Genomic DNA, 19,406 nt, shown 5'->3' with positions numbered 1-19,406 from the left:
AAAGGTTTATTTATGCTAAAAAATGACATTAAAACATAAATAAATAAAAATTAGTCGATAATAGTGTTTAAATTACTTACCGACCCTCAAGGTTGGTGCTTATATTAGCTCTTCGGGTTTTTTCTCACAAAAACTAGATTGTTGGTTCAATCGCTTTATGAGTTTCGCGCACATAGTTACTCGCGCCTCGGGTAATATAGCGTAACTGCCAGATGACTCGCTCTACAAGCTCTTCGCGCTGCTGTGCGTCTATGTCTAGTGCTTCAGCGCCGGCATTAAATACCAGTGTTACCATGGCCTCTGCTTGAATATAAGCTTGAGTTGCATCGCAGGGGGTTTCGCTTTCAAGATAATGCGCAAGCTCTAGAATAAAATGTTTAATTTCACGAGCAACTGCGGCCCTAAATGCTTTGGATGTTCCTGAGCGTTCTCGCAATAGTAGTCTAAACTGGTTACTGGAGTTGTCGATAAACTCCATAAAGGTAATGACTGAGGTGCTGATAATACTATTATTGCCGCTGGCAATACGTCGGCGTGCTTGACGCATAAGTTGGCGCAATGTTAAACCGGCTTCGTCAACCATGGTTAAGCCAAGTTCATTCATATCTTTAAAATGGCGATAAAATGAGGTGGGGGCTATACCAGCTTCGCGGGCAACTTCGCGTAAACTTAAATTCGAAAAGCTATGTTCGGCACTTAATTGGTTAAATGCCGCCTCAATTAAAGCTTGTCGTGTTTTTTGCTTCTGTTGCGCACGAACACCCGACATACACTACTCCTGATTTATTTTAAATCAAATTATGGTGATTTTTATCTCAATTCCCCAGTCTAATACTTGACGGCGAGAGAATGAAATATTATTTTAGCTTACAAGTGTACGCTCAGATTTATAAAGATGAATAAACCACCGATTATTTGGACTAACGTCCTGTTCTTTAGCCTTACTTTTTTGGCTGCCGCAACGCTTGTTCCTTGGTATGGTATAAGCTATGGATTTACCAGTGCGCACTGGATCGCATTTGTGGCGTGTATGTTTTACGCCGGGATGTCGATCACCGCGGGCTATCACCGCCTTTGGGCACATAAAACCTACGATGCTCACCCTGCTGTTGAGATGATTTTTGCTATCGGTGGTGCATTTGCATTACAAAATAGTGCCCTGCACTGGAGTAGCGACCATCGTGTACATCATGGTCAAGTTGATGACCCAGTTAAAGATCCTTACGCTGCAACCAACGGTTTTTGGTATAGCCACATTGGTTGGATGCTGCGCGATTACCAAGGCGATAGTTATGGTGATTACAGTAACTGTCGAGACTTGCAGCGCAACAAAATTGTAATGTGGCAACACCGTCATTATTTAAAACTCGTATTAGCCACTAATATTGGTATTCCGCTAGCGCTGGGTTTATTGGTTGGCGATGTAATAGGTATGCTGCTCTTGGCTGGCTTGCTACGCTTGGTGTTAAGCCAACATTTTACTTTTTTTATCAACTCGGTCGCGCACATTTGGGGCTCTCGCCCTTATACTGAAAAAAACACCGCACGTGATAATGGCTTTTTAGCATTATTTACGTATGGTGAAGGCTACCATAACTTCCATCATATTTTTGCGAGCGATTACCGCAACGGTATTAGATGGTTTCATTATGATCCAACAAAATGGATGATCCGCTCATTTGCAGCTATTGGCTTGGCTAAAAAGCTAAAACGGACACCAATTGAGCGTATTGAGAAAGCAAAAGCCGAAACATTAATGAATAAAACTCAAAATCGCTTGGCAAAATTGCCTTTAGCGCAAGATAAGCTTACATTATTGCAGCAAGAATATGATTTATTGCTGAAAAAGCTACAACACTTTTGTGCCCTGAAAAAACAGGTATTAGAAGTTAAAAAGAATAACATGCTGCAACAATGCGAAAAATCAGCTTTAATTACACAATACCATGAGCTTGAAGCCGCTTGGGAAACCCAAAAGCAGGCTTGGCTAGCACTGAATGCGAGGTTATTAAAAGCCTCTTTTAGTTAATGTAGGAGTGGCTGTGGCCAAACAACAAGTAAAGCAAGAACAACCATCATTTCAATATGATGCGATCATTATAGGCACAGGTCCTGGCGGTGAAGGTACCGCCATGAACCTGTCTAAAAGTAACAAAAAAGTGGCCGTTATTGAACGCCAAGAAGCCGTTGGTGGCGGTTGTGTGCATTGGGGGACCATTCCATCAAAAGCCCTGCGCCACTCTGTGAGCCGCTATATTGAGTACAAAGCAAACCCGTTATTTAATGTAGGAGAGCGCCCTACTCGTTTAACATTCCCCGATATTTTGCGCCATGCCAGTTCGGTTATTTCTAAGCAGTCTAATTTACGCAGTAGCTTTTACGATCGTAACCGTATTCATATGTTTCAAGGTGATGCGAGCTTTGTTGACAAGCACACCATTGAGATTAAACGCCTTGATGGTTCCACTGAGCGACTAACAGCCAAAACAATTGTTATTGCGACCGGTTCACGCCCTTATCGCCCACCAGAAGTCGACTTTACCCATTCTCGTATTTACGAAAGTGATACGATTTTAGGGCTTGAGCATGACCCTCATCGTGTTCTTATTTATGGCGCCGGTGTGATCGGCTGTGAGTATGCCTCTATTTTTAAAGGCCTCGGCGCAAAGGTTGATTTAGTAAATACCCGTGATCGCTTGCTTGCTTTTATGGATGCTGAAATTTCAGATGCACTAAGCTACCACTTTTGGAACAGTGGTATTGTTATTCGCCATAACGAAGAATTTGATCGTATTGAAACCCGTGATGATTGCGTGATCATGCATTTAAAATCAGGTAAGCGTGTTAAAGCTGACTGTATTTTATTTGCCAATGGTCGTACTGGTAACACTGATACATTAAACCTCGAAGCGGTTGGCTTAAAAGCTGATAGCCGCGGTCAATTAAAAGTAAACGAGACCTATCAAACTGACATTGACAATATTTATGCAGTTGGCGATGTTATTGGTTACCCAAGCCTTGCCAGTGCTGCGTTTGATCAAGGCCGCATTGCTGCTGATGCAATTGCCTGTGGTAACTGTGATGAAAAACTGATTATTGATATTCCAGCGGGTATTTATACCATTCCTGAAATGAGCTCTGTAGGTAAAACAGAGCAAGAGCTAACCGCAGCTAAAATTCCGTATGAAGTAGGCCGTGCGCAATTCAAACATTTGGCACGGGCGCAAATTGCGGGTACTGAAGTGGGTAGTTTAAAGATTTTATTCCATACCGAAACGAAAGAAGTACTCGGTGTGCATTGCTTTGGTGAGCGTGCCTCTGAGATTGTTCACATTGGCCAAGCAATTATGGAACAAAAAAATGGTGGCAACACCATCGACTACTTCGTAAATACCACGTTTAATTACCCAACGATGGCTGAAGCCTACCGTGTTGCGGCATTAAATGGCTTAAATCGCTTGTTTAAGTAAACAGCTAAGCAACAAAAAGCCCGCTTATTACTAAGCGGGCTTTTTTGATTATCAATAACAGCTGCTGTTACGTTTGCTATTACTTATGATATTGAGCACTTAGCTCATGTACTGCATTAATAAATACACCTGCGTTCTCAGGATCTACATCCGGTGTAATACCGTGGCCTAAGTTAAATACGTGGCCATTACCTGTACCAAAATCTTCTAATATGGTGCCCACTTCTTGGCGGATACGCTCTGGTGTACCATGCAGCATAGATGGGTCCATGTTGCCCTGTAGTGCCACTTTATCGCCAACACGACGCTTTGCATCACTAATATTAATCGTCCAATCAAGGCCGATAGCGTCACAGCCTGTTGCAGCGATTGCTTCAATCCATTGACCACCGTTTTTAGTAAACAGCGTTACAGGCACTTTACGGCCATCGTATTCACGAATTAAACCATCAACAATTTTGTGCATATATTGCAATGAGAACTCGTTGTAATCACGCGGGCTTAATACACCACCCCATGAATCAAATACCATTAATGATTGTGCACCCGCTTTAACTTGCGCGTTTAGGTAATCAATTACAGAATCAGCAAGCTTATCAAGCAATAAGTGCAATGTTTGTGGCTCAGCAAACGCCATTTTTTTAATTTTACCAAATACTTTACTGCTACCGCCTTCAACCATGTAAGTTGCAAGTGTCCATGGCGAGCCAGAGAAACCAATAAGTGGAACTTCACCCTTTAATTCACGACGAATAGTGCTAACGGCATTCATTACGTAGCCTAGCTCGTCGGTCGGGTCTAGCTTTGGAATTTTTTTAACGTCTGCTAATGATGAAATTGGGCGTTCAAATTTAGGACCTTCGCCAGTTTCAAAGTACAAACCTAGACCCATAGCATCAGGGATCGTTAAGATATCGCTGAATAATATAGCCGCATCTAACGGATAACGACGCAGTGGCTGTAACGTTACTTCGCAAGCAAGTTCTGCATTTCTACACAGGCTCATAAAATCGCCCGCTTGTGCACGTGTAGCGCGGTATTCTGGTAAATAACGCCCTGCTTGGCGCATCATCCATACCGGAGTTACATCAACTGGTTGCTTTTGTAGTGCACGTAAATAACGGTCGTTTTTTAATTCGCTCATAGCGTTAAGGATCCTAAAGCTTGTAGATATTGCGCAGATTGTATCACCATATTGAGCGGCTCTCTATCGCAATGATAGTAAAACGCACTCAGATAGATACAGATCAACACTTTTATTCGGCGCGCAAAAAACACGCAACAAACAATAACATTTAATTATTTTTATTAATAAGTTTGCAACATCAATAAAAGCTTGGTATAACTTGTTCCGCGTTAACAATAACAACAATAAAAATTACATAAAAACAATAATAAAAATCTTCCCATAATAAAAAGAAAGCTTGTTTAAACAAGTCATGGAAAAAAGAATTAAACCACCATTTATGGTGGTTTTTTCTTGCCTGAAATAAGCCAAATAGCTTGCAATCTAGTATGAAAAACTGCTTATATACAATTCTGTTTAGATTCAGTTACTGAATAAATAAAAAATGTGTTGATTTTTGCTTCATATTTCATTGTTATGTAAAGAATAAAGAAAACCAACCCAGCTAAGGAGAATGATAATGCTGACGCGTTTAGAGAAAGCTCAAAAAAAATGGGGTGGTAGTCACACTGTTATCGATAAATGGCTAGCTGAACGCCAAGAGCTACTGGTTCTGTATTGTCGAATTGCTGGCTTTTCACCTTACGATAAAAAAGATCAGGCTTTGCCAGATCAATTACAAATTCAAAGCTTTTGCCAAATTCTGATGGACTACTTGTCTGCTGGTCATTTTGAAATTTACGATAACATCGCCAAAGCATGTGAACAAAAAGGCCCAAAAAGCCAACAGCTAGCGAGTGAACTTTACCCGCGTATTTCAGAAACAACAGATACGGCGCTAGACTTTAACGATAAATATGCTGAAGTGAATAAAAATGATCTACTAAATGATTTTGATAAAGACTTGTCAAAATTAGGCGAAGCGTTAGAGCTACGCTTTGAGTTAGAAGATGAACTAATCGACAACTTGTATTCTAATCATACTGATTAACATCCCCCAGGGCGTGTTGACCTTTGTGGATTGAAACTTGTTCAATCTAAGGGCAATTTAATCGCGGCGCGAGGTTTGTAACCTAGCAGGCTAAGTAAAAATCGAGCAAAGCTTCCGCGTCCTGCTCACGCTCCTTACCTACCTCCATGTAGGCAACAAAGAGTTAATCGCCCCTAGGAAGAACCCTTTGGGCAGCCCATGTTTGCCATTTATACTGCGTTATCGCCTAATTATGGGGAGAAAATAAAAAAGGAACCAATTGGTCCCTTTTTTATTGCGTGCTAAGTATTGCGTGCTAAAAATTACTCAGCAGCGGCAGCTTGCTCTTCATCTTGAATTTCAAGTAGTTCTACTTCAAAAACAAGTGTTGAGTTAGCTGGGATTTTACCTAGGTCACGATCGCCATATGCAAGGTCTGCTGGGATAGTAAATTTGTACTTAGCGCCTACAGGCATAAGTTGCAAACCTTCAGTCCAACCTGGAATTACGCGATTTAGAGGGAACGTAGTTGGTTCATTACGTGAATAAGAACTATCAAACTCAGTTCCGTCTAATAAAGTACCTTTGTAATGCACTTTAACAACATCTGTTGCAACTGGCTTTTCGCCTTCGCCGGCTGTTAGTACTTCGTACTGTAAACCAGACTCAGTAACTGTCACACCAGCTTTCGCCGCATTGTCAGCTAAGAATTTAATGCCTGCCGCTTGGCTTTTTTCAGCTTCTACTTTTGCATGTGCTTCTTGCTTAGTGCGCACAGATGTATCTAGCGCAGTTAATACTTCACGAATTTTTTCTTCGTCAATTTTTGCTTCACCAGCAAGCGCGTCTTTAAAGCCGCGAATTAATAGTGCTTGATCAAGCTCAATGCCTAACTCAGTTTTATCAGCAAGATCTTTATTTAAAAAGTTACCAACTGACGCACCAATACCGTATGCTTGTTGTTGTGCTTCTGTATCAAGCGTTACTGGTGCTTGTTCTTGTTTTGCTTCTTGATTACAAGCAGTAAGCGCTAAAACTGACGCTGCAATCAATGACAATTTAATCGTCTTTTTCATTTTAAATCTCCGACAAACTTTGCAGATGTCATTTATTGTATTATTACTAGTTAAAGATTAACGGCCTACATGATAGGCTGCTTATCTAATTACCATACGCAGACCACCTGTCATCATATTGGTGATTAGATAAACTGCCTAGGCTTTTAACGTACCTAGTCTAACCTCTCAATCACTAAGAGTTAAGGGGAAATACCTGTAATATGTCGATATTTCGTACTTTTTTGTATCTTCTGAGTTGTATTTTATTAATCGCTTGCTCAGAGCAAAAAAACCAAGCAACGGCCAGCTACGAGCATGCCGCTAAAGGTGCGTTTGCCTCTGCCATTTCTCACGATGGTACATATAGCCTGATTTCATCTATACACCATGGGGTCGCCCTATGGGATAATCAACAGCAGGTACTCAAATACCAGTGGTTTCAACAGCAAGACCAAGATAGCCTAGTGCATACAGTGGCTATTTCATACGATAATAGCCACGCTGTTACCGCAGAAAAAACCACCTTCGCAGTGTGGGATATCGCCACTGGCGCCAATACCGGTTATTACAAAATCAAAACGGCCACCATTCGCGATATTGCTATCAGCAACCAAGGGCGCAGTGTTTTATATGGCCGCAGCGACAATGTTGTTGTTTACCTCAACTTAGAGACCGGCAGGCGCATTGAGTTCCTTGGTCACCAAGAAAAAATTAATGTGGTTGATCTTGCTCCTAATGGCCGTTTTGCGTTGAGTGGCTCGAATGATTACGTTGCCTATTTTTGGGATACCCGTACCGGGCAAGTTATTCATCGTTTTAATCACCCCAACCGTGTTACCCATGTCACACTCGACCCGCAAGGGCGCTATGCATTTACCGCCGACAGTATGGCACAAGCACGTGTATGGCAGCTGACAACAGGTGATCTTGTTAGTAAACTGGCGTATATTGCTCGACAGAAAATTTTCACTACAGCTCGCTTTAATGAACAAGGCACACTGCTGGTAACAGGCTCGCCAAATCGCTTGGTTGATTTATGGCAATTATCAGACGGTGAAAAAATTCAGAGTTGGCATGTAACCCCACGCGAAGGCAGCAAGCCTAAGTCGGCGGTGGTTTTGGATGTTGCTTTTACTGACAACGGCACAGCGTTGTTAACCGAGAGTTCAAGCGGAATCGCTGAGCGTTTTACTATACGAGAACAAAATGAACACAATTGAACATCGCTTAATGGAACTTGAGGCTAAAGTCGCCTTTCAAGATGAAACGATTGAAATTTTAAATGATGAAATAAAAGTTCACCAGCAGCTATTGGCAAAAATGAAACGCCAAACAGAGCTACTGGCTGAAAAAATCAAAGAATCACAATCATCGTCAATGATGATGTCTGATACCCCAGAGCCACCACCACCGCACTATTAAAAGCGCAGAGGTGATCAATCACCTGGCTTAAACACGCCAATAACTTGTTCAAATTGGCGTGTTGATGCCTGAACTGCCTGCTCTGGCTGAGTCATCTTGTGACCACACTGCACACACTCAACTTTTTCTACATCATGCTCTTTATAAAGCATCATCATATCCATGGTTTTACATTCAGGACATGTTGCACCAGCAATAAATCGTTTTTTCTGTTTCACAGCACTTCCCCACAGTTTTAACTGTCATCATTTTATCCTAATATCTACCAAGGTGATACGATTGATAACCATAAGTCGATCCGTGCTATGATGTAGGCAATTCAATCAGGGCACAGTAAAGTAACGTATTCATGATCCAAATTTCAGAAATAGAACTATTACGTGGCGGTAAAGCACTGCTCAAAGACGCATCAGCGACGTTATTTCCAGAACATAAAGTTGGCCTAGTTGGCGCAAATGGTTGCGGTAAATCAACGCTATTTAGTTTATTAAAATCTGAGCTGCAGCTGGACGCCGGTAATTGTAGTATTCCAAAAGATTGGTCTATCGCATCAGTAAAACAAGAAACACCTGCGCTTGATATCAGCGCAATTGACTATGTATTACAAGGCCACCCGGAGTATTACACCTTGCGCATTGCCCTGCGTGAAGCAGAACAAAATGATGATGGTGATACCCAAGCCAAAGTTCATATCCAACTTGAACATATTAAAGGCTATAGCATCGAAGCCAAAGCAGGCGAACTACTGCATGGCTTAGGCTTTGCCAATAACCAGATTGAAAACCCTGTTAGTGACTTCTCTGGTGGTTGGCGTATGCGCTTAAACCTTGCACAGGCGCTTATTCGTGATGCCGACTTATTACTACTAGATGAACCAACAAACCACTTAGATTTAGATGCAGTGTATTGGCTGGAGCGCTTTTTACGCGCGTATACCGGCACGCTGGTATTGATATCTCATGACCGCGAATTTTTAGATGCTGTCGTTGATCAGATTTGGCATATCGACAAACAAAAAATCAATGTATACAAAGGCAACTACTCGCAGTTTGAGCGTCAAAAAGCTGAACGCCTATTACAACAGCAAGCAATGTTCGAAAAGCAACAAGATCAAATAGCTCACCTTGAACAATTTATTACCCGCTTTAAAGCAAAGGCCAGTAAAGCCAAGCAAGCGCAGAGCCGTGTTAAAGCCCTTGAGCGTATGGAAAAGCTCGCCCCAGCACATGCTGACTCGCCTTTTGATTTTGAGTTTGCTGAACCAACCGCGCTACCAAACCCATTAATGACGCTTGATAAAGCCCAAGCAGGTTATGGCGATGTCACCATTTTAAATAGTATTAAGCTTAACTTAGTGCCGGGCAGTCGCATTGCTCTACTTGGCCGTAATGGCGCGGGTAAATCTACACTGATCAAATTACTCTCTGGCGATTTGCAGCCACAAGCAGGTGAAGTGTTTCAGCATCAGGGTTTAAATATTGGCTACTTTGCCCAGCATCAGTTGGAATCGTTAGATTTAAAAGCCAGCGCAATTACCCATTTACAGCGCTTAAACCCTAAAGCCACCGAGCAATCACTGCGCGACTTTTTAGGCGGTTTTGCTTTTATTGGTGATAAAGCGCTTGAGCCTGTAGCACCGTTTTCTGGTGGCGAAAAAGCCCGTTTAGTACTCGCTATGTTGGTGTATCAAAAACCTAATCTATTATTACTGGATGAGCCAACCAACCACCTTGATTTAGAAATGCGTCATGCATTGGTCATGGCATTGCAAGGATTTGAAGGCGCTATGGTGACGGTATCGCATGACCGTCATATGCTTAAAAATACCGCTGACGAGTTTTACCTAGTAGATAACGGCGAAGTAACGCAATTTGGTTACGAACTCGATGACTATTACCAATGGTTACTCAATGCCAATAAAGAAGCAGCTAAAGCAACACAACCTGACGATGAGCCAAAAGCCAACTCAGGTGTTAACCGTAAAGAGCAAAAGCGCTTAGAAGCGGAGTTTAGAAAAGCCACGCAGCCACTTAAAAAGCAAATCGAAAAGCTCGAAAAGCAACTCGACAAATACACCGCAGAGCTAGCTGAAGTTGAAGAAGCACTCGGCGATAACGAACTTTACAGCGATGACAATAAGGCAAAGCTAAAAGAGCTACTAGCTAAACAAGCCACCCTTACACCTAAGTTAAACGACGTTGAAGAAGCGCTATTAATGGCGCTCGAAGAAATGGAAGAAAAAGAACAAGCGTTTGCCGATGAATTTGCTCAATAGCGATAATTTTTGGCAATTCTCCTGCGCTTTTTATGAGCAATGCGACAACCAAAAAACCTTGCTGGCACTACAAAACCAGCAAGGTAAAAACGTCAACCTGTGTTTATTGCTGCATTATTTAGATTCGCTAGGATTAAAAATTAATAGCAACCAACTCGATATTTTAGTGGCCACCATTAGCGATTTTGATCAAAACGTAATGTGCCCGCTACGCACCGCCCGCGCCCACCTAAAAGCGAATCAAGCCACCATCAGCGGCTACGCTTGTATTCGCAAAGAACTACTCAGCGCCGAACTAAAGCTTGAAAAACAACAGCAGCAAATATTGATTGATGCGGTTAATTGCATGGATTTAGCAAAACAGGCAGCGCCGCATAATATTGAGATGTATTTGGCAAACACTTGAGCTTTAAACGTTAATTCCACAGCCAAGTAGAATCATCACCTTGCTTGGTTGTATTCAGGAAACTTTAAAAATTGATAAGCAACAGGCTAAACACGACCCAGCTCATGACTACTCTCAATTGCGGTAGGCTTTGCCTTTTGCAGCCTAAAACCCAAAACGGTAATTAATACCAATCTGCATAAATATTTGAACAATTTAACGAATTAAATAGACCCCATATCTATCCAGATTGGTATAAAACGTTCTATGATTTTTTTATCACTCTCTCATGAGTTAATTAACTGTACGATGAATGTTTTTAGTGTGTATATTGAACAGCTTAAAAACCGTATATTAAAAACTAAAAGGATTACTTATGAAGTATAAAAAAACAATTCCCTTCATACTGCTAGCACTTATCATCAACTTTAATGCTTTTTGCAACGAGATCAGTAAAACTCCTTTTATACTTGGTGACACACTATCATTTCAATCTTCCATTTTAGGCCAAAAAAGAGAGATAAATGTTTATCTACCAGAAGGCTATAAACATAATGGCGAACAAACTTACCCTGTCATTTACTTGTTAGATGGCTCAAAAGAAGAAGACTTTATACATATTGCTGGTTTGGTTCAATTTGGCTCATTTTCTTCGCTAAAAATGTTGCCAAAAAGTATTGTTGTAGGCATAGCCAATATTGATAGAAAGCATGATTACACTCCACCAAGCACACACCCTTTAGACATACGCGATCTACCAACTCATGGTGGCTCTGCAAAATTTATTCAATTCATAGGAAAAGAATTACAGCCATTAGTGAATAAAACCTATCGTAGCAACCAAGAAAACACGTTAATTGGCCAATCTTTAGGCGGGCTACTCGCGACTGAAATACTACTAAAGCACCCTCAACTTTTTTCGCGCTATATAATTATCAGTCCAAGCATGTGGTTTAACGACGCAAAATTATTAAATAACCCCGTAAGCCCTACTCATTCACCCAAAGCTGTTTATGTGGCAGTAGGTAAAGAAGGTAAGGTTATGGAAGAAGGTGCCAAACAAGTTTACAACAAATTAAAAAAAGAGCTTCCTACGTCTTCGCAAGTTAACTTCACCTACTTTGAACAACTTGATTATAACGAGACTTTACACCTTGCTGTTTACGATGCATTTAAGCAGTTTTATATGGAGCAGTAAAAGTATCATAAGAAATACTTTAACTTAGGCTAAATTAGCAAGCAGAGCGCTTACCAAAATCCGAGTGAGCAGTGGTTGTTGTAGTGCCCGTATCGTCACAGCTCAATGGCAAGTAAATGTCTCTGCATTAATTTTTGATTTAGCGACGTGCCGCCTTAATTAATTTATACACTTAACCTTTGCGCAAATAATGTTTGAATAAACTCTAAAAATGCGCGTACTTTAGGGATATCTAAACGATGCTTTGGGTAGAGGGCAAATATATCAACAGTCTCCATCCCCCAATTAGGGAGTACTGAAACCAACTCAGACTTTATTAACGCTTCTTGACACATATAATCAGGAAGTACAGCCACACCTAAACCATCAATAACGAGTTGCTTTAATAATGTGAAATCATCAACGATAGCTTTAGGCTCTAATTTACATTCATAATGCTGCTTACCAGCAGACAACGTCAACTTAGTACTCTTTTGCGCGCTGCTCATCAATAGTAAATCACATTCACTTAACTGCTGTACTGACTTAATATCACCCTGCGATTGTAAATACTGCGGGCTTGAATATAGTTTACGACTGATTTTACCCAAACGCTTTGCAACCAAGCGGGAGTCATCTAAATCCCCGATTCTGATCACGAGATCAAACCCTTCTTCAATTAAATCTACGCGACGGTTTATTAATTCCAGCTGTAAATTTACGTTAGGATACAGCCGCATAAACTGCGCTAAGCTCTCTTTTAGTACTTCATGCCCTATTCCTACAGATGCCCCCACTTTTAACTTACCACTGACTGTATCAAGTGATTTTGCCACTGACACTTTAGCAAGCTCAAGCTCCTGCTGAATACGTCGGCAATGTTCTAAATAACGCATACCCACTTCGGTAATGTGCTGTGTGCGTGTTGTACGCTCTAATAAGGTAACCCCTAAATTACTTTCTAGCCTTGCTATTTTACGGCTCAAGTTGGCTTTAGGAATATTGACTCGCTCGGCGGCTAACGTGAAGCTACCAGCATCGATTACAGCTATAAATAGCATCATGTCGTTTAAATCAATGTCAGACAATTAAACACCTATTATTGTTGAATTTGAAAAAGAAATTTGCATTTCTACGTATTTATCAAACAATCATATCTCTCTAAAATGATTCCATCAACTCAACGCACCAGTAAGGTATTAAGTATGAAAGTATTATCTAGAGATTCATTAAAGTTAGGCGGCTTTGCAGGCATTACAGAGCATCGCTTAGTGACCGATAGCAGGGTTTTTGGAGCGCGTAAAAAACCAGAAACTTTCGAAGGCTTTGGTAACATGGTGTACCTTGCTGATGCTCGATACAATCCATTAGGCAGCTCTGGTATGCACCCACATAGTGAAATCGATGTTATTTCAATTATTATTGAAGGCAGAGTGAGCCATGAAGGATCGATGGAACACGGTAAAGATTTAATAGCAGGTGATGTGCAAGTACAAAGAGCCGGTGGTGAAGGCTTTAACCACAACGAAATCAACCCTGACAACAAGCAAAACCGCATGCTACAGGTATGGGCCTTACCGGAGCAAAACGGCCAACCAGCCGACTACAAAGCATACACCCCCAGCAAATCAGGCGTCACCCGTATTTATGGCGGTGATAACAACCAACATACTACTTTTAACAGTCATACGGTTATGGAAATAGTGCATTTACAAGCAAGTGAATCAATGCAAATCGCACAAGAAAACTTTACTTATATTATTTCAGGCGCTGCTGTTGCTGATAACTTAACAATCGGTACGGATGCAGAAACTACATCCCTAAACGAGGGTGACTTAATCTCAAGCCAAGGTATTCTCTTCTTAGCTAAAACAGATTTACACATGCTGGTTGTTAAAAAGCTTACAGACTAAGTTAAACATAAATGACGACCCACACGATGAATACCTGAGCTTAAAAGTTAATGTAGGTCGCGGATTTATCCCGACAATTTTTATAAGCACACTTAGATTGATCTAACTTTTTGTTATTTTAAAAACCAGCGGTGTAAAGGCCCTTAGCTACTTTTTTAATGCGTTAACAGCCTTCAAAACATGATCCATATCAACTTATTTACCGCTGTTTTTATAATCAGGAAAATAGCTTGATCTGGATCATATCCCCCCCCGCTAAGTCGGCCTATGATTAACCCATAGACATCAGGAGGCAGGTTATGGACGTATTCTTTAGAGATTTTTTTAGCGACCCAGTACTATTTTTATCATTTGGTTTTTTAGGAATAGTTATTAGCTTATGCCTTTTCTTTGTGTATTTCTTTATGAAAAAAATACACGATGCAGATATTCCAGAACAGCATTAAGCACGACGCACAAAGCCCCTATCAAGTTATTTGATTAGGGGCTTTTTATTGCTAAAAATTTGTTACACTAGCGATTCAATTAGCTAAACAGTTTTAAATTATGTCTACAGAATTCAAGCCTGCTTGGTGGATGACCAACCGCCATGTGCAAACAATTATGCCGCGGTTTTTTCGCCCATTTCATACCACGCGCTACCAATTAGAGCAGCTTGATACTCCCGACGGTGATTTTTTAGAACTTGCTTGGTCACTTCCTAAAGACGATAACGCACCACTTGCTATTGTGCTGCACGGCCTCGAAGGCAATATCAATAGCTTTTATGCTAAAGGCATGATGAAAGCACTAAAAAAGCAGGGTTTTAGTGTTGTCTTAATGCATTTTCGTAACTGCTCTACGCAAGTTAACCGTTTGCCACGTGCTTATCACAGTGGTGAAACAGGTGATCTCGACTTTTTTATCAAACAACTTAAACAACAGTTTCCTCAGCGTTTAATGGTTGCTGTGGGTTTTTCGCTCGGTGGCAATGTACTGGCTAAATATTTAGGTGAACAAGGTGAGCAATGCTTACTCGATGGAGCGGCGGTTATTTCGGCCCCTTATGATTTATCGCCTTCATGCCAAGTAATTCGTAAAAGCTTGGCTAAAATTTATCAAAAGTACTTACTTGATCGCATGAAAAAATCAATGAAGCGAAAGCTCCCTCAAATCAAGCAACAAATTAACTTAACGCCTGAACAACTTATGGGTATTAACGATTTATGGCAATTTGACGATAAGCTTACCGCACCATTACACGGCTTTGTGGGTGCTGAAGATTACTACCAGCAAGCTAGCGCCATGCCTTTTTTAAAACATATAACAACGCCTACCTTACTTGTACACGCCAAAGACGACCCAATGTTGTCAATAAAAGCCGTGCCCAGTAGGCAAGATGTGAGTGAGCATGTTACGCTGCGCATCTCAGAAAAAGGCGGCCATGTTGGCTTTATAAGTGGTAAAAACCCATTCAGGCCCATTTATTGGTTAGAACAGGTCGTGCCACACTACTTTACCCAGATCGTTAAAAAAGAGCCGTTATGATCATCCCCCATGAGCAGTTAGATAAAGACACCCTATACAATTTAATCGAGAGCTATGTGCTGCGCGAAGGCACCGATTACGGTGATGTTGAATACAGTATTGAGGCAAAAGTTAGTCAGGTAAAAAAACAGCTACACAATGGCGAAGCCATGGTGTTCTTTTCAGAGTTACATGAGTCGGTGACCATTATTTCTAAAAGCGAATTTAAAGCCCTTCAAAGTGAAGTGCAATTTAGCGAGTAAACTTGTAACCCGAGTTACAAAAATAGACAATGGCTTTTTCACTCAAAGAGCCATTAAAAATGATAAAACTAAGCTCAGTAGTTATTGCCGTTTCACTTGCTTTGTCCTGCCATACCCTACAAGCTACAAGTATTACCGCATCCGACAAGGCAATTAAACTCGCTAAAGATACAATATTGATCGATACCCATATTGACGTACCGTATCGTATACACCGAAATTGGGCCGATGTAACACAAGCGACTGACGGCGGTGATTTTGATTACCCACGTGCAGTTAAAGGCGGTTTAAATGCCCCTTTTATGTCGATATATATTCCTGCTCATTTAGAGTTTGAAGGCAAAGGTAAAAGCTACCAACTGGCAAACCAGTTAATTGATGGTATGGAAGCAATTGCACAGCGTGCACCTGATAGATTTGCAATTGCAGATTCGACCACAGATATTAAAGAACACTTTAAGCAAGGTAAAATATCGCTGGCGATGGGCATGGAAAATGGCTCTCCGATTGAAGGTGAGCTAAAAAACCTACAACACTTTTTTGACCGCGGCGTGCGCTATATAACGCTAGCTCATTCACAAAGCAATCATATTTCTGACTCGTCGTATGATATTCGCCGTAAATGGAAAGGCTTAAGCCCATTTGGTAAAGAGCTAGTAAAAGAGATGAATAACATTGGCATGCTAATCGATGTATCACACATTTCAGATGATGCGTTTTATCAAGTAATGGCATTATCTAAAACACCGGTTATTGCTTCACATTCATCATTGCGTAAATATACACCAGGTTTTGAGCGTAATATGGATGATAAAATGCTATTAGCGCTTAAAAAGAATGGTGGTGTTATTCAAATCAACTTTGGCTCAAGTTTTGTCACTTCAAGCTCACGTAATTGGTACGATAAACTCAATAACACCAAAGATTCAGCGAAAAAACAAGGCACTAAATTAAGCAAAGATTTTGATGCCGCTTATCGTGCTAAAAACCCATTCCCATTTGCAAGCTTAGAGCAAGTACTTGATCATATTGATCACGTTGTTGAGCTAATTGGTATCGATTATGTTGGTATTGGCTCTGATTATGACGGTGTGGGTGACTCATTACCTATTGGTTTAAAGGATGTATCAACCTATCCAAACCTTGTGCAAGGTTTAATGAATAGAGGTTACAGCGATACTGATATTAAAAAAATACTTAGTGGCAACACGCTACGAGTTTGGCAACAAGCCGAAGCCTATGCAGCAAAACATTAAGCGTTAATTTAATAAAGGTACGCCCATAGTTTATGGGCGTACCTTTACGCTAATCATCTATTTAAAACTATTTGCAACTCTCTTTCTGGGCTTTTTCTCTACATCTTTTAACAGACTTTAATACCCAAAAGCGGTAGATTATTGCTTTTTAATATGGAGTCTCCTACATGCCAATTAGTAAAGGATCTTTTGCTATTGCCCTTGCTTCAATTGCTGTTGCAATCTCATGCTATGGTGCATTTTTCAAATCTGCCCCCCTTGTTGCTCACCAGCTTGATACCGAAATTTTACAACAATCAGTAAAAGACTTACCAAAAAATAGCCACGATAGTCCGCCTTCTATTACAGAACTTCACAACAAGATAAGCGCTTTACAGCGACAAGTAGCAAACTTGAATTTACAAAACCCTACAGCTAACAAAGTACAAAATACGGATGAATTTAAAGAGTTAGTATTAGCCGTGTTAGTAGAGAAAGAGCAAGAAGAAGTAGAAAAAATGCGTGAAGAAAACCCGTTATACGGTTTTTATGCAGACTTGCCACAAGATTATGAGCTGCGTATCAAATCAGAGCCTGAATATGCCAAAAAGGTTACTGCGCAATTACGGGAACAAATTCTTAACCCTAATCTTGCCGATATTGATAGGCTGGCAGCATTAAGCCAACTACAAATGAATATGTATATTTTGAATAAATCAAAAATGCCTGAATATGATTTTGAAGTAGTCGATAACATTTTAGATTTGGCTGAAAATAGTACTGATGATAAGTTTAAAATTCAAGCGATAGAAGTGACCACTCAATCACCTGTACTTGACTATCGCCTCGCAGAGCGTTTTACCTCGTTATTAAAACAAGACTCTAATGACTATATACGCCGCTTAGCTGGTCAGGGGCTGCTGGCACAGTATTACCAAGCCCAAGATTCGCAAAATGAATATAGTAAACAGATTGCCCAACACATCCTATCACTCTATCAAAATACATCTGATAGTACTGTGAAGTCAGTATTAAACGATATGATGGGCAATGAGAGCTTACTAGAAGAAATGCGAAAACACACTGAGGGCTAATTATTTAAAGGCTTGGGCTGTTAGATATAAAAAATTCATACTTGTATTTATCAAGGATCACTGAGCTTTGCCTATACTTGTCTATATAAGCCCATAAATAAGCTATCAACATAACGTAATATGCGCACGATTAAAATTAAAAGTGGTATTACTATTAGCTACCAAGACCAAGGAGATAAATCAGCCCCCGCGATTATACTTATTATGGGCTTAGGGGCGCAGCTCATCGTGTGGCCTGAAGAACTCTATTTTGGCTTGGTTAATAGTGGCTTTAGAGTGATCAGGTTTGATAATCGCGATACTGGCCTTTCGAGCCAATTAGAACAGTATGGCGATCCGAGCTTACTAAAAATTTGGTTAAGTAAACGTCTGCCACTGACATCCAGCAATATGTATACTCTTGATGATATGGCAACTGATGTGATTGAGTTAATGGATGCACTGAACATAAAAAAAGCCCATCTAGTTGGCGCATCTATGGGGGGCATGATTGCACAAATTATTGCCGCAAAATATAAAAAAAAGGTCCTGAGCCTAACCTCAATCATGTCTAGCTCTGGCAAACTGAAACTATCATTATCTGGGCTAAAATTATTTCTACAACTAGTAAAACATCGCCCTAGGTCCCCTAACCGCAATAGCGCCATTCAGTATAATATTAAACTTAATCAACGAATCGGCAGTCCCGCTTATCCCCAAGATGAGCAAGTATTACGCAAACAAGCCATTTCAGGGGTAGATCGTGCGTATAACCCTCGGGGTTTCAATCGCCAATTAGCAGCCATTGCCGCAAGTGATTGCAGGCAACATTTAATGCCGAAAATAAAAGCACCTACTTTAGTCATTCACGGCAATGTAGACCCAGTTATGCCCGTTGCCGCGGGTAAATTAACCGCGATGCAAATACGTAAAGCGAAACTAAAAATAGTCACAGGCATGGGTCATAATTTCCCACCTGCATTAATGGCAAAAATGACCAAGTGGATCAGTAAACACGTTAAAAAAGCAGAGAAAAAACGCACCCAGAAAAAGTTAAAAAACAAGCCATAAGCTATCAGCTATCAGCTATCAGCTATCAGCTATCAGCTATCAGCTATCAGCTATCAGCTATCAGCTATCAGCTATCAGCTATCAGCTGCAAAATTTTGCTCATTTTAACTTAGGTGTCAAGAGAAGCTTGTCTTTCACTGACGGCTGACGACTTAGAGCTTACAGCTCAAATCGCAGCCATTAAAAAAGGCCACCGAAGTGACCTTTTTCTAACAATTAACTTAAACGTTAATTATTACTCTACGATAGTTGCTACAACACCAGCACCTACAGTACGGCCACCTTCACGGATAGCAAAACGAAGACCTTCATCCATCGCGATTGGCGAGATTAGAGTTACAGTCATCTTGATGTTATCACCAGGCATTACCATTTCTACGCCATCTGGTAACTGTACGTCACCAGTTACGTCAGTTGTACGGAAGTAGAACTGTGGACGGTAACCTTTGAAGAATGGAGTAT

The 19,406-nt window shown here is 40.8% G+C and carries 19 protein-coding genes and 1 pseudogene; 14 read left to right on the top strand and 6 right to left on the bottom strand.

From position 1 onward, the window contains the following. Positions 1-133: 133 nt before the first annotated feature. A complete protein-coding gene (fabR, locus tag ADS77_RS16415; RefSeq protein WP_054455387.1) occupies positions 134-769 on the bottom strand; it encodes an HTH-type transcriptional repressor FabR in 636 nt (211 codons plus the stop codon). Between the two features lie 126 nt (positions 770-895). On the opposite strand from fabR, the gene ADS77_RS16410 reads away from it, so the two are divergent. Both ADS77_RS16410 and sthA read left to right on the top strand, forming a co-directional pair. Further along, the gene (locus ADS77_RS16410) at positions 896-2,029 is read left to right on the top strand and encodes an acyl-CoA desaturase (protein ID WP_054455385.1); all 1,134 of its coding nucleotides are present in this window, start codon (positions 896-898) and stop codon (positions 2,027-2,029) included. A 13-nt stretch (positions 2,030-2,042) separates the two neighbouring features. Continuing rightward, positions 2,043-3,470 (top strand): Si-specific NAD(P)(+) transhydrogenase, encoded by a 1,428-nt coding sequence (sthA, locus tag ADS77_RS16405; protein WP_054206070.1) that lies wholly within the window; start codon positions 2,043-2,045, stop codon positions 3,468-3,470. A 79-nt stretch (positions 3,471-3,549) separates the two neighbouring features. Here the strand turns inward: sthA and hemE are convergent, their stop codons facing one another. Continuing rightward, the gene (gene hemE / locus ADS77_RS16400) at positions 3,550-4,614 is read right to left on the bottom strand and encodes a uroporphyrinogen decarboxylase (protein WP_054206069.1); all 1,065 of its coding nucleotides are present in this window, start codon (positions 4,612-4,614) and stop codon (positions 3,550-3,552) included. A gap of 502 nt (positions 4,615-5,116) precedes the next feature. Between hemE and ADS77_RS16395 the strand changes: the two genes are divergently transcribed. Further along, complete coding sequence (locus tag ADS77_RS16395) at positions 5,117-5,587, top strand: Rsd/AlgQ family anti-sigma factor (protein WP_054206068.1); 471 nt, start codon at positions 5,117-5,119, stop codon at positions 5,585-5,587. 302 nt (positions 5,588-5,889) lie between these two features. Here the strand turns inward: ADS77_RS16395 and fkpA are convergent, their stop codons facing one another. Next, positions 5,890-6,642, bottom strand: coding sequence for an FKBP-type peptidyl-prolyl cis-trans isomerase (gene fkpA, locus ADS77_RS16390; protein WP_054206067.1), 753 nt, complete (start codon positions 6,640-6,642; stop codon positions 5,890-5,892). Positions 6,643-6,845: 203 nt separating this feature from the next. On the opposite strand from fkpA, the gene ADS77_RS16385 reads away from it, so the two are divergent. Further along, the gene (locus ADS77_RS16385; protein WP_054206066.1) at positions 6,846-7,844 is read left to right on the top strand and encodes a WD40 repeat domain-containing protein; all 999 of its coding nucleotides are present in this window, start codon (positions 6,846-6,848) and stop codon (positions 7,842-7,844) included. Then, the gene (locus tag ADS77_RS16380; RefSeq protein ID WP_054206065.1) at positions 7,831-8,046 is read left to right on the top strand and encodes a SlyX family protein; all 216 of its coding nucleotides are present in this window, start codon (positions 7,831-7,833) and stop codon (positions 8,044-8,046) included. Before ADS77_RS16385 ends, ADS77_RS16380 begins: the two co-directional genes overlap by 14 nt. A gap of 14 nt (positions 8,047-8,060) precedes the next feature. Here ADS77_RS16380 and ADS77_RS16375 read toward each other — a convergent pair whose 3' ends face one another. Next, the gene (locus tag ADS77_RS16375; RefSeq protein ID WP_054206064.1) at positions 8,061-8,264 is read right to left on the bottom strand and encodes a YheV family putative zinc ribbon protein; all 204 of its coding nucleotides are present in this window, start codon (positions 8,262-8,264) and stop codon (positions 8,061-8,063) included. A gap of 131 nt (positions 8,265-8,395) precedes the next feature. Here ADS77_RS16375 and ADS77_RS16370 point away from each other — a divergent pair, with 131 nt between their 5' ends. From ADS77_RS16370 to ADS77_RS16360, 3 genes are all read left to right on the top strand, one after another. After that, the gene (locus ADS77_RS16370; protein ID WP_054455384.1) at positions 8,396-10,321 is read left to right on the top strand and encodes an ATP-binding cassette domain-containing protein; all 1,926 of its coding nucleotides are present in this window, start codon (positions 8,396-8,398) and stop codon (positions 10,319-10,321) included. Then, positions 10,305-10,727, top strand: coding sequence for a TIGR02444 family protein (locus ADS77_RS16365; protein WP_054455382.1), 423 nt, complete (start codon positions 10,305-10,307; stop codon positions 10,725-10,727). Before ADS77_RS16370 ends, ADS77_RS16365 begins: the two co-directional genes overlap by 17 nt. A gap of 355 nt (positions 10,728-11,082) precedes the next feature. Next, positions 11,083-11,904, top strand: a complete 822-nt coding sequence (locus tag ADS77_RS16360) for an alpha/beta hydrolase (protein WP_054455380.1) — start codon at positions 11,083-11,085, stop codon at positions 11,902-11,904. A 164-nt stretch (positions 11,905-12,068) separates the two neighbouring features. Here ADS77_RS16360 and ADS77_RS16355 read toward each other — a convergent pair whose 3' ends face one another. Then, the gene (locus ADS77_RS16355; protein ID WP_235575802.1) at positions 12,069-12,971 is read right to left on the bottom strand and encodes a LysR family transcriptional regulator; all 903 of its coding nucleotides are present in this window, start codon (positions 12,969-12,971) and stop codon (positions 12,069-12,071) included. Between the two features lie 117 nt (positions 12,972-13,088). Here ADS77_RS16355 and ADS77_RS16350 point away from each other — a divergent pair, with 117 nt between their 5' ends. The 6 genes from ADS77_RS16350 to ADS77_RS16325 all read left to right on the top strand — a co-directional run bounded on the left by ADS77_RS16350 (position 13,089) and on the right by ADS77_RS16325 (position 18,944). After that, positions 13,089-13,796, top strand: coding sequence for a pirin family protein (locus tag ADS77_RS16350; RefSeq protein WP_054206060.1), 708 nt, complete (start codon positions 13,089-13,091; stop codon positions 13,794-13,796). 546 nt (positions 13,797-14,342) lie between these two features. Then, the gene (locus tag ADS77_RS16345) at positions 14,343-15,323 is read left to right on the top strand and encodes a hydrolase (protein ID WP_054455378.1); all 981 of its coding nucleotides are present in this window, start codon (positions 14,343-14,345) and stop codon (positions 15,321-15,323) included. Beyond that, positions 15,320-15,565, top strand: a complete 246-nt coding sequence (locus ADS77_RS16340; protein WP_054206058.1) for a YheU family protein — start codon at positions 15,320-15,322, stop codon at positions 15,563-15,565. Before ADS77_RS16345 ends, ADS77_RS16340 begins: the two co-directional genes overlap by 4 nt. Before the next feature lie 59 nt (positions 15,566-15,624). Continuing rightward, complete coding sequence (locus ADS77_RS16335; RefSeq protein ID WP_054455438.1) at positions 15,625-16,821, top strand: dipeptidase; 1,197 nt, start codon at positions 15,625-15,627, stop codon at positions 16,819-16,821. 167 nt (positions 16,822-16,988) lie between these two features. Next, positions 16,989-17,894, top strand: coding sequence for a hypothetical protein (locus ADS77_RS16330; RefSeq protein ID WP_054206057.1), 906 nt, complete (start codon positions 16,989-16,991; stop codon positions 17,892-17,894). A 120-nt stretch (positions 17,895-18,014) separates the two neighbouring features. Next, positions 18,015-18,944: an alpha/beta fold hydrolase gene (locus tag ADS77_RS16325; protein WP_054206056.1), complete on the top strand. Its 930-nt coding sequence runs from the start codon at positions 18,015-18,017 to the stop codon at positions 18,942-18,944. A gap of 235 nt (positions 18,945-19,179) precedes the next feature. Here ADS77_RS16325 and ADS77_RS16320 read toward each other — a convergent pair. Then, positions 19,180-19,406 (bottom strand): annotated as a pseudogene (locus ADS77_RS16320) (elongation factor Tu); the annotation flags it as partial.

The sequence above is a fragment of the Pseudoalteromonas porphyrae genome (assembly GCF_001298125.1).
Taxonomy (GTDB): domain Bacteria; phylum Pseudomonadota; class Gammaproteobacteria; order Enterobacterales; family Alteromonadaceae; genus Pseudoalteromonas; species Pseudoalteromonas neustonica.
This window is presented reverse-complemented; position numbering and strand designations above follow the sequence as displayed.

Bases quoted from the DNA above. Each gene is read 5' to 3' on its own strand.
- fabR (WP_054455387.1), bottom strand. From the start codon at position 769: ATGTCGGGTGTTCGTGCGCAACAGAAGCAAAAAACACGACAAGCTTTA.
- ADS77_RS16410 (WP_054455385.1), top strand. From the start codon at position 896: ATGAATAAACCACCGATTATTTGGACTAACGTCCTGTTCTTTAGCCTT.
- hemE (WP_054206069.1), bottom strand. From the start codon at position 4,614: ATGAGCGAATTAAAAAACGACCGTTATTTACGTGCACTACAAAAGCAA.
- ADS77_RS16395 (WP_054206068.1), top strand. From the start codon at position 5,117: ATGCTGACGCGTTTAGAGAAAGCTCAAAAAAAATGGGGTGGTAGTCAC.
- fkpA (WP_054206067.1), bottom strand. From the start codon at position 6,642: ATGAAAAAGACGATTAAATTGTCATTGATTGCAGCGTCAGTTTTAGCG.
- ADS77_RS16385 (WP_054206066.1), top strand. From the start codon at position 6,846: ATGTCGATATTTCGTACTTTTTTGTATCTTCTGAGTTGTATTTTATTA.
- ADS77_RS16380 (WP_054206065.1), top strand. From the start codon at position 7,831: ATGAACACAATTGAACATCGCTTAATGGAACTTGAGGCTAAAGTCGCC.
- ADS77_RS16370 (WP_054455384.1), top strand. From the start codon at position 8,396: ATGATCCAAATTTCAGAAATAGAACTATTACGTGGCGGTAAAGCACTG.
- ADS77_RS16365 (WP_054455382.1), top strand. From the start codon at position 10,305: ATGAATTTGCTCAATAGCGATAATTTTTGGCAATTCTCCTGCGCTTTT.
- ADS77_RS16360 (WP_054455380.1), top strand. From the start codon at position 11,083: ATGAAGTATAAAAAAACAATTCCCTTCATACTGCTAGCACTTATCATC.
- ADS77_RS16350 (WP_054206060.1), top strand. From the start codon at position 13,089: ATGAAAGTATTATCTAGAGATTCATTAAAGTTAGGCGGCTTTGCAGGC.
- ADS77_RS16345 (WP_054455378.1), top strand. From the start codon at position 14,343: ATGTCTACAGAATTCAAGCCTGCTTGGTGGATGACCAACCGCCATGTG.
- ADS77_RS16340 (WP_054206058.1), top strand. From the start codon at position 15,320: ATGATCATCCCCCATGAGCAGTTAGATAAAGACACCCTATACAATTTA.
- ADS77_RS16335 (WP_054455438.1), top strand. From the start codon at position 15,625: ATGATAAAACTAAGCTCAGTAGTTATTGCCGTTTCACTTGCTTTGTCC.
- ADS77_RS16330 (WP_054206057.1), top strand. From the start codon at position 16,989: ATGCCAATTAGTAAAGGATCTTTTGCTATTGCCCTTGCTTCAATTGCT.
- ADS77_RS16325 (WP_054206056.1), top strand. From the start codon at position 18,015: ATGCGCACGATTAAAATTAAAAGTGGTATTACTATTAGCTACCAAGAC.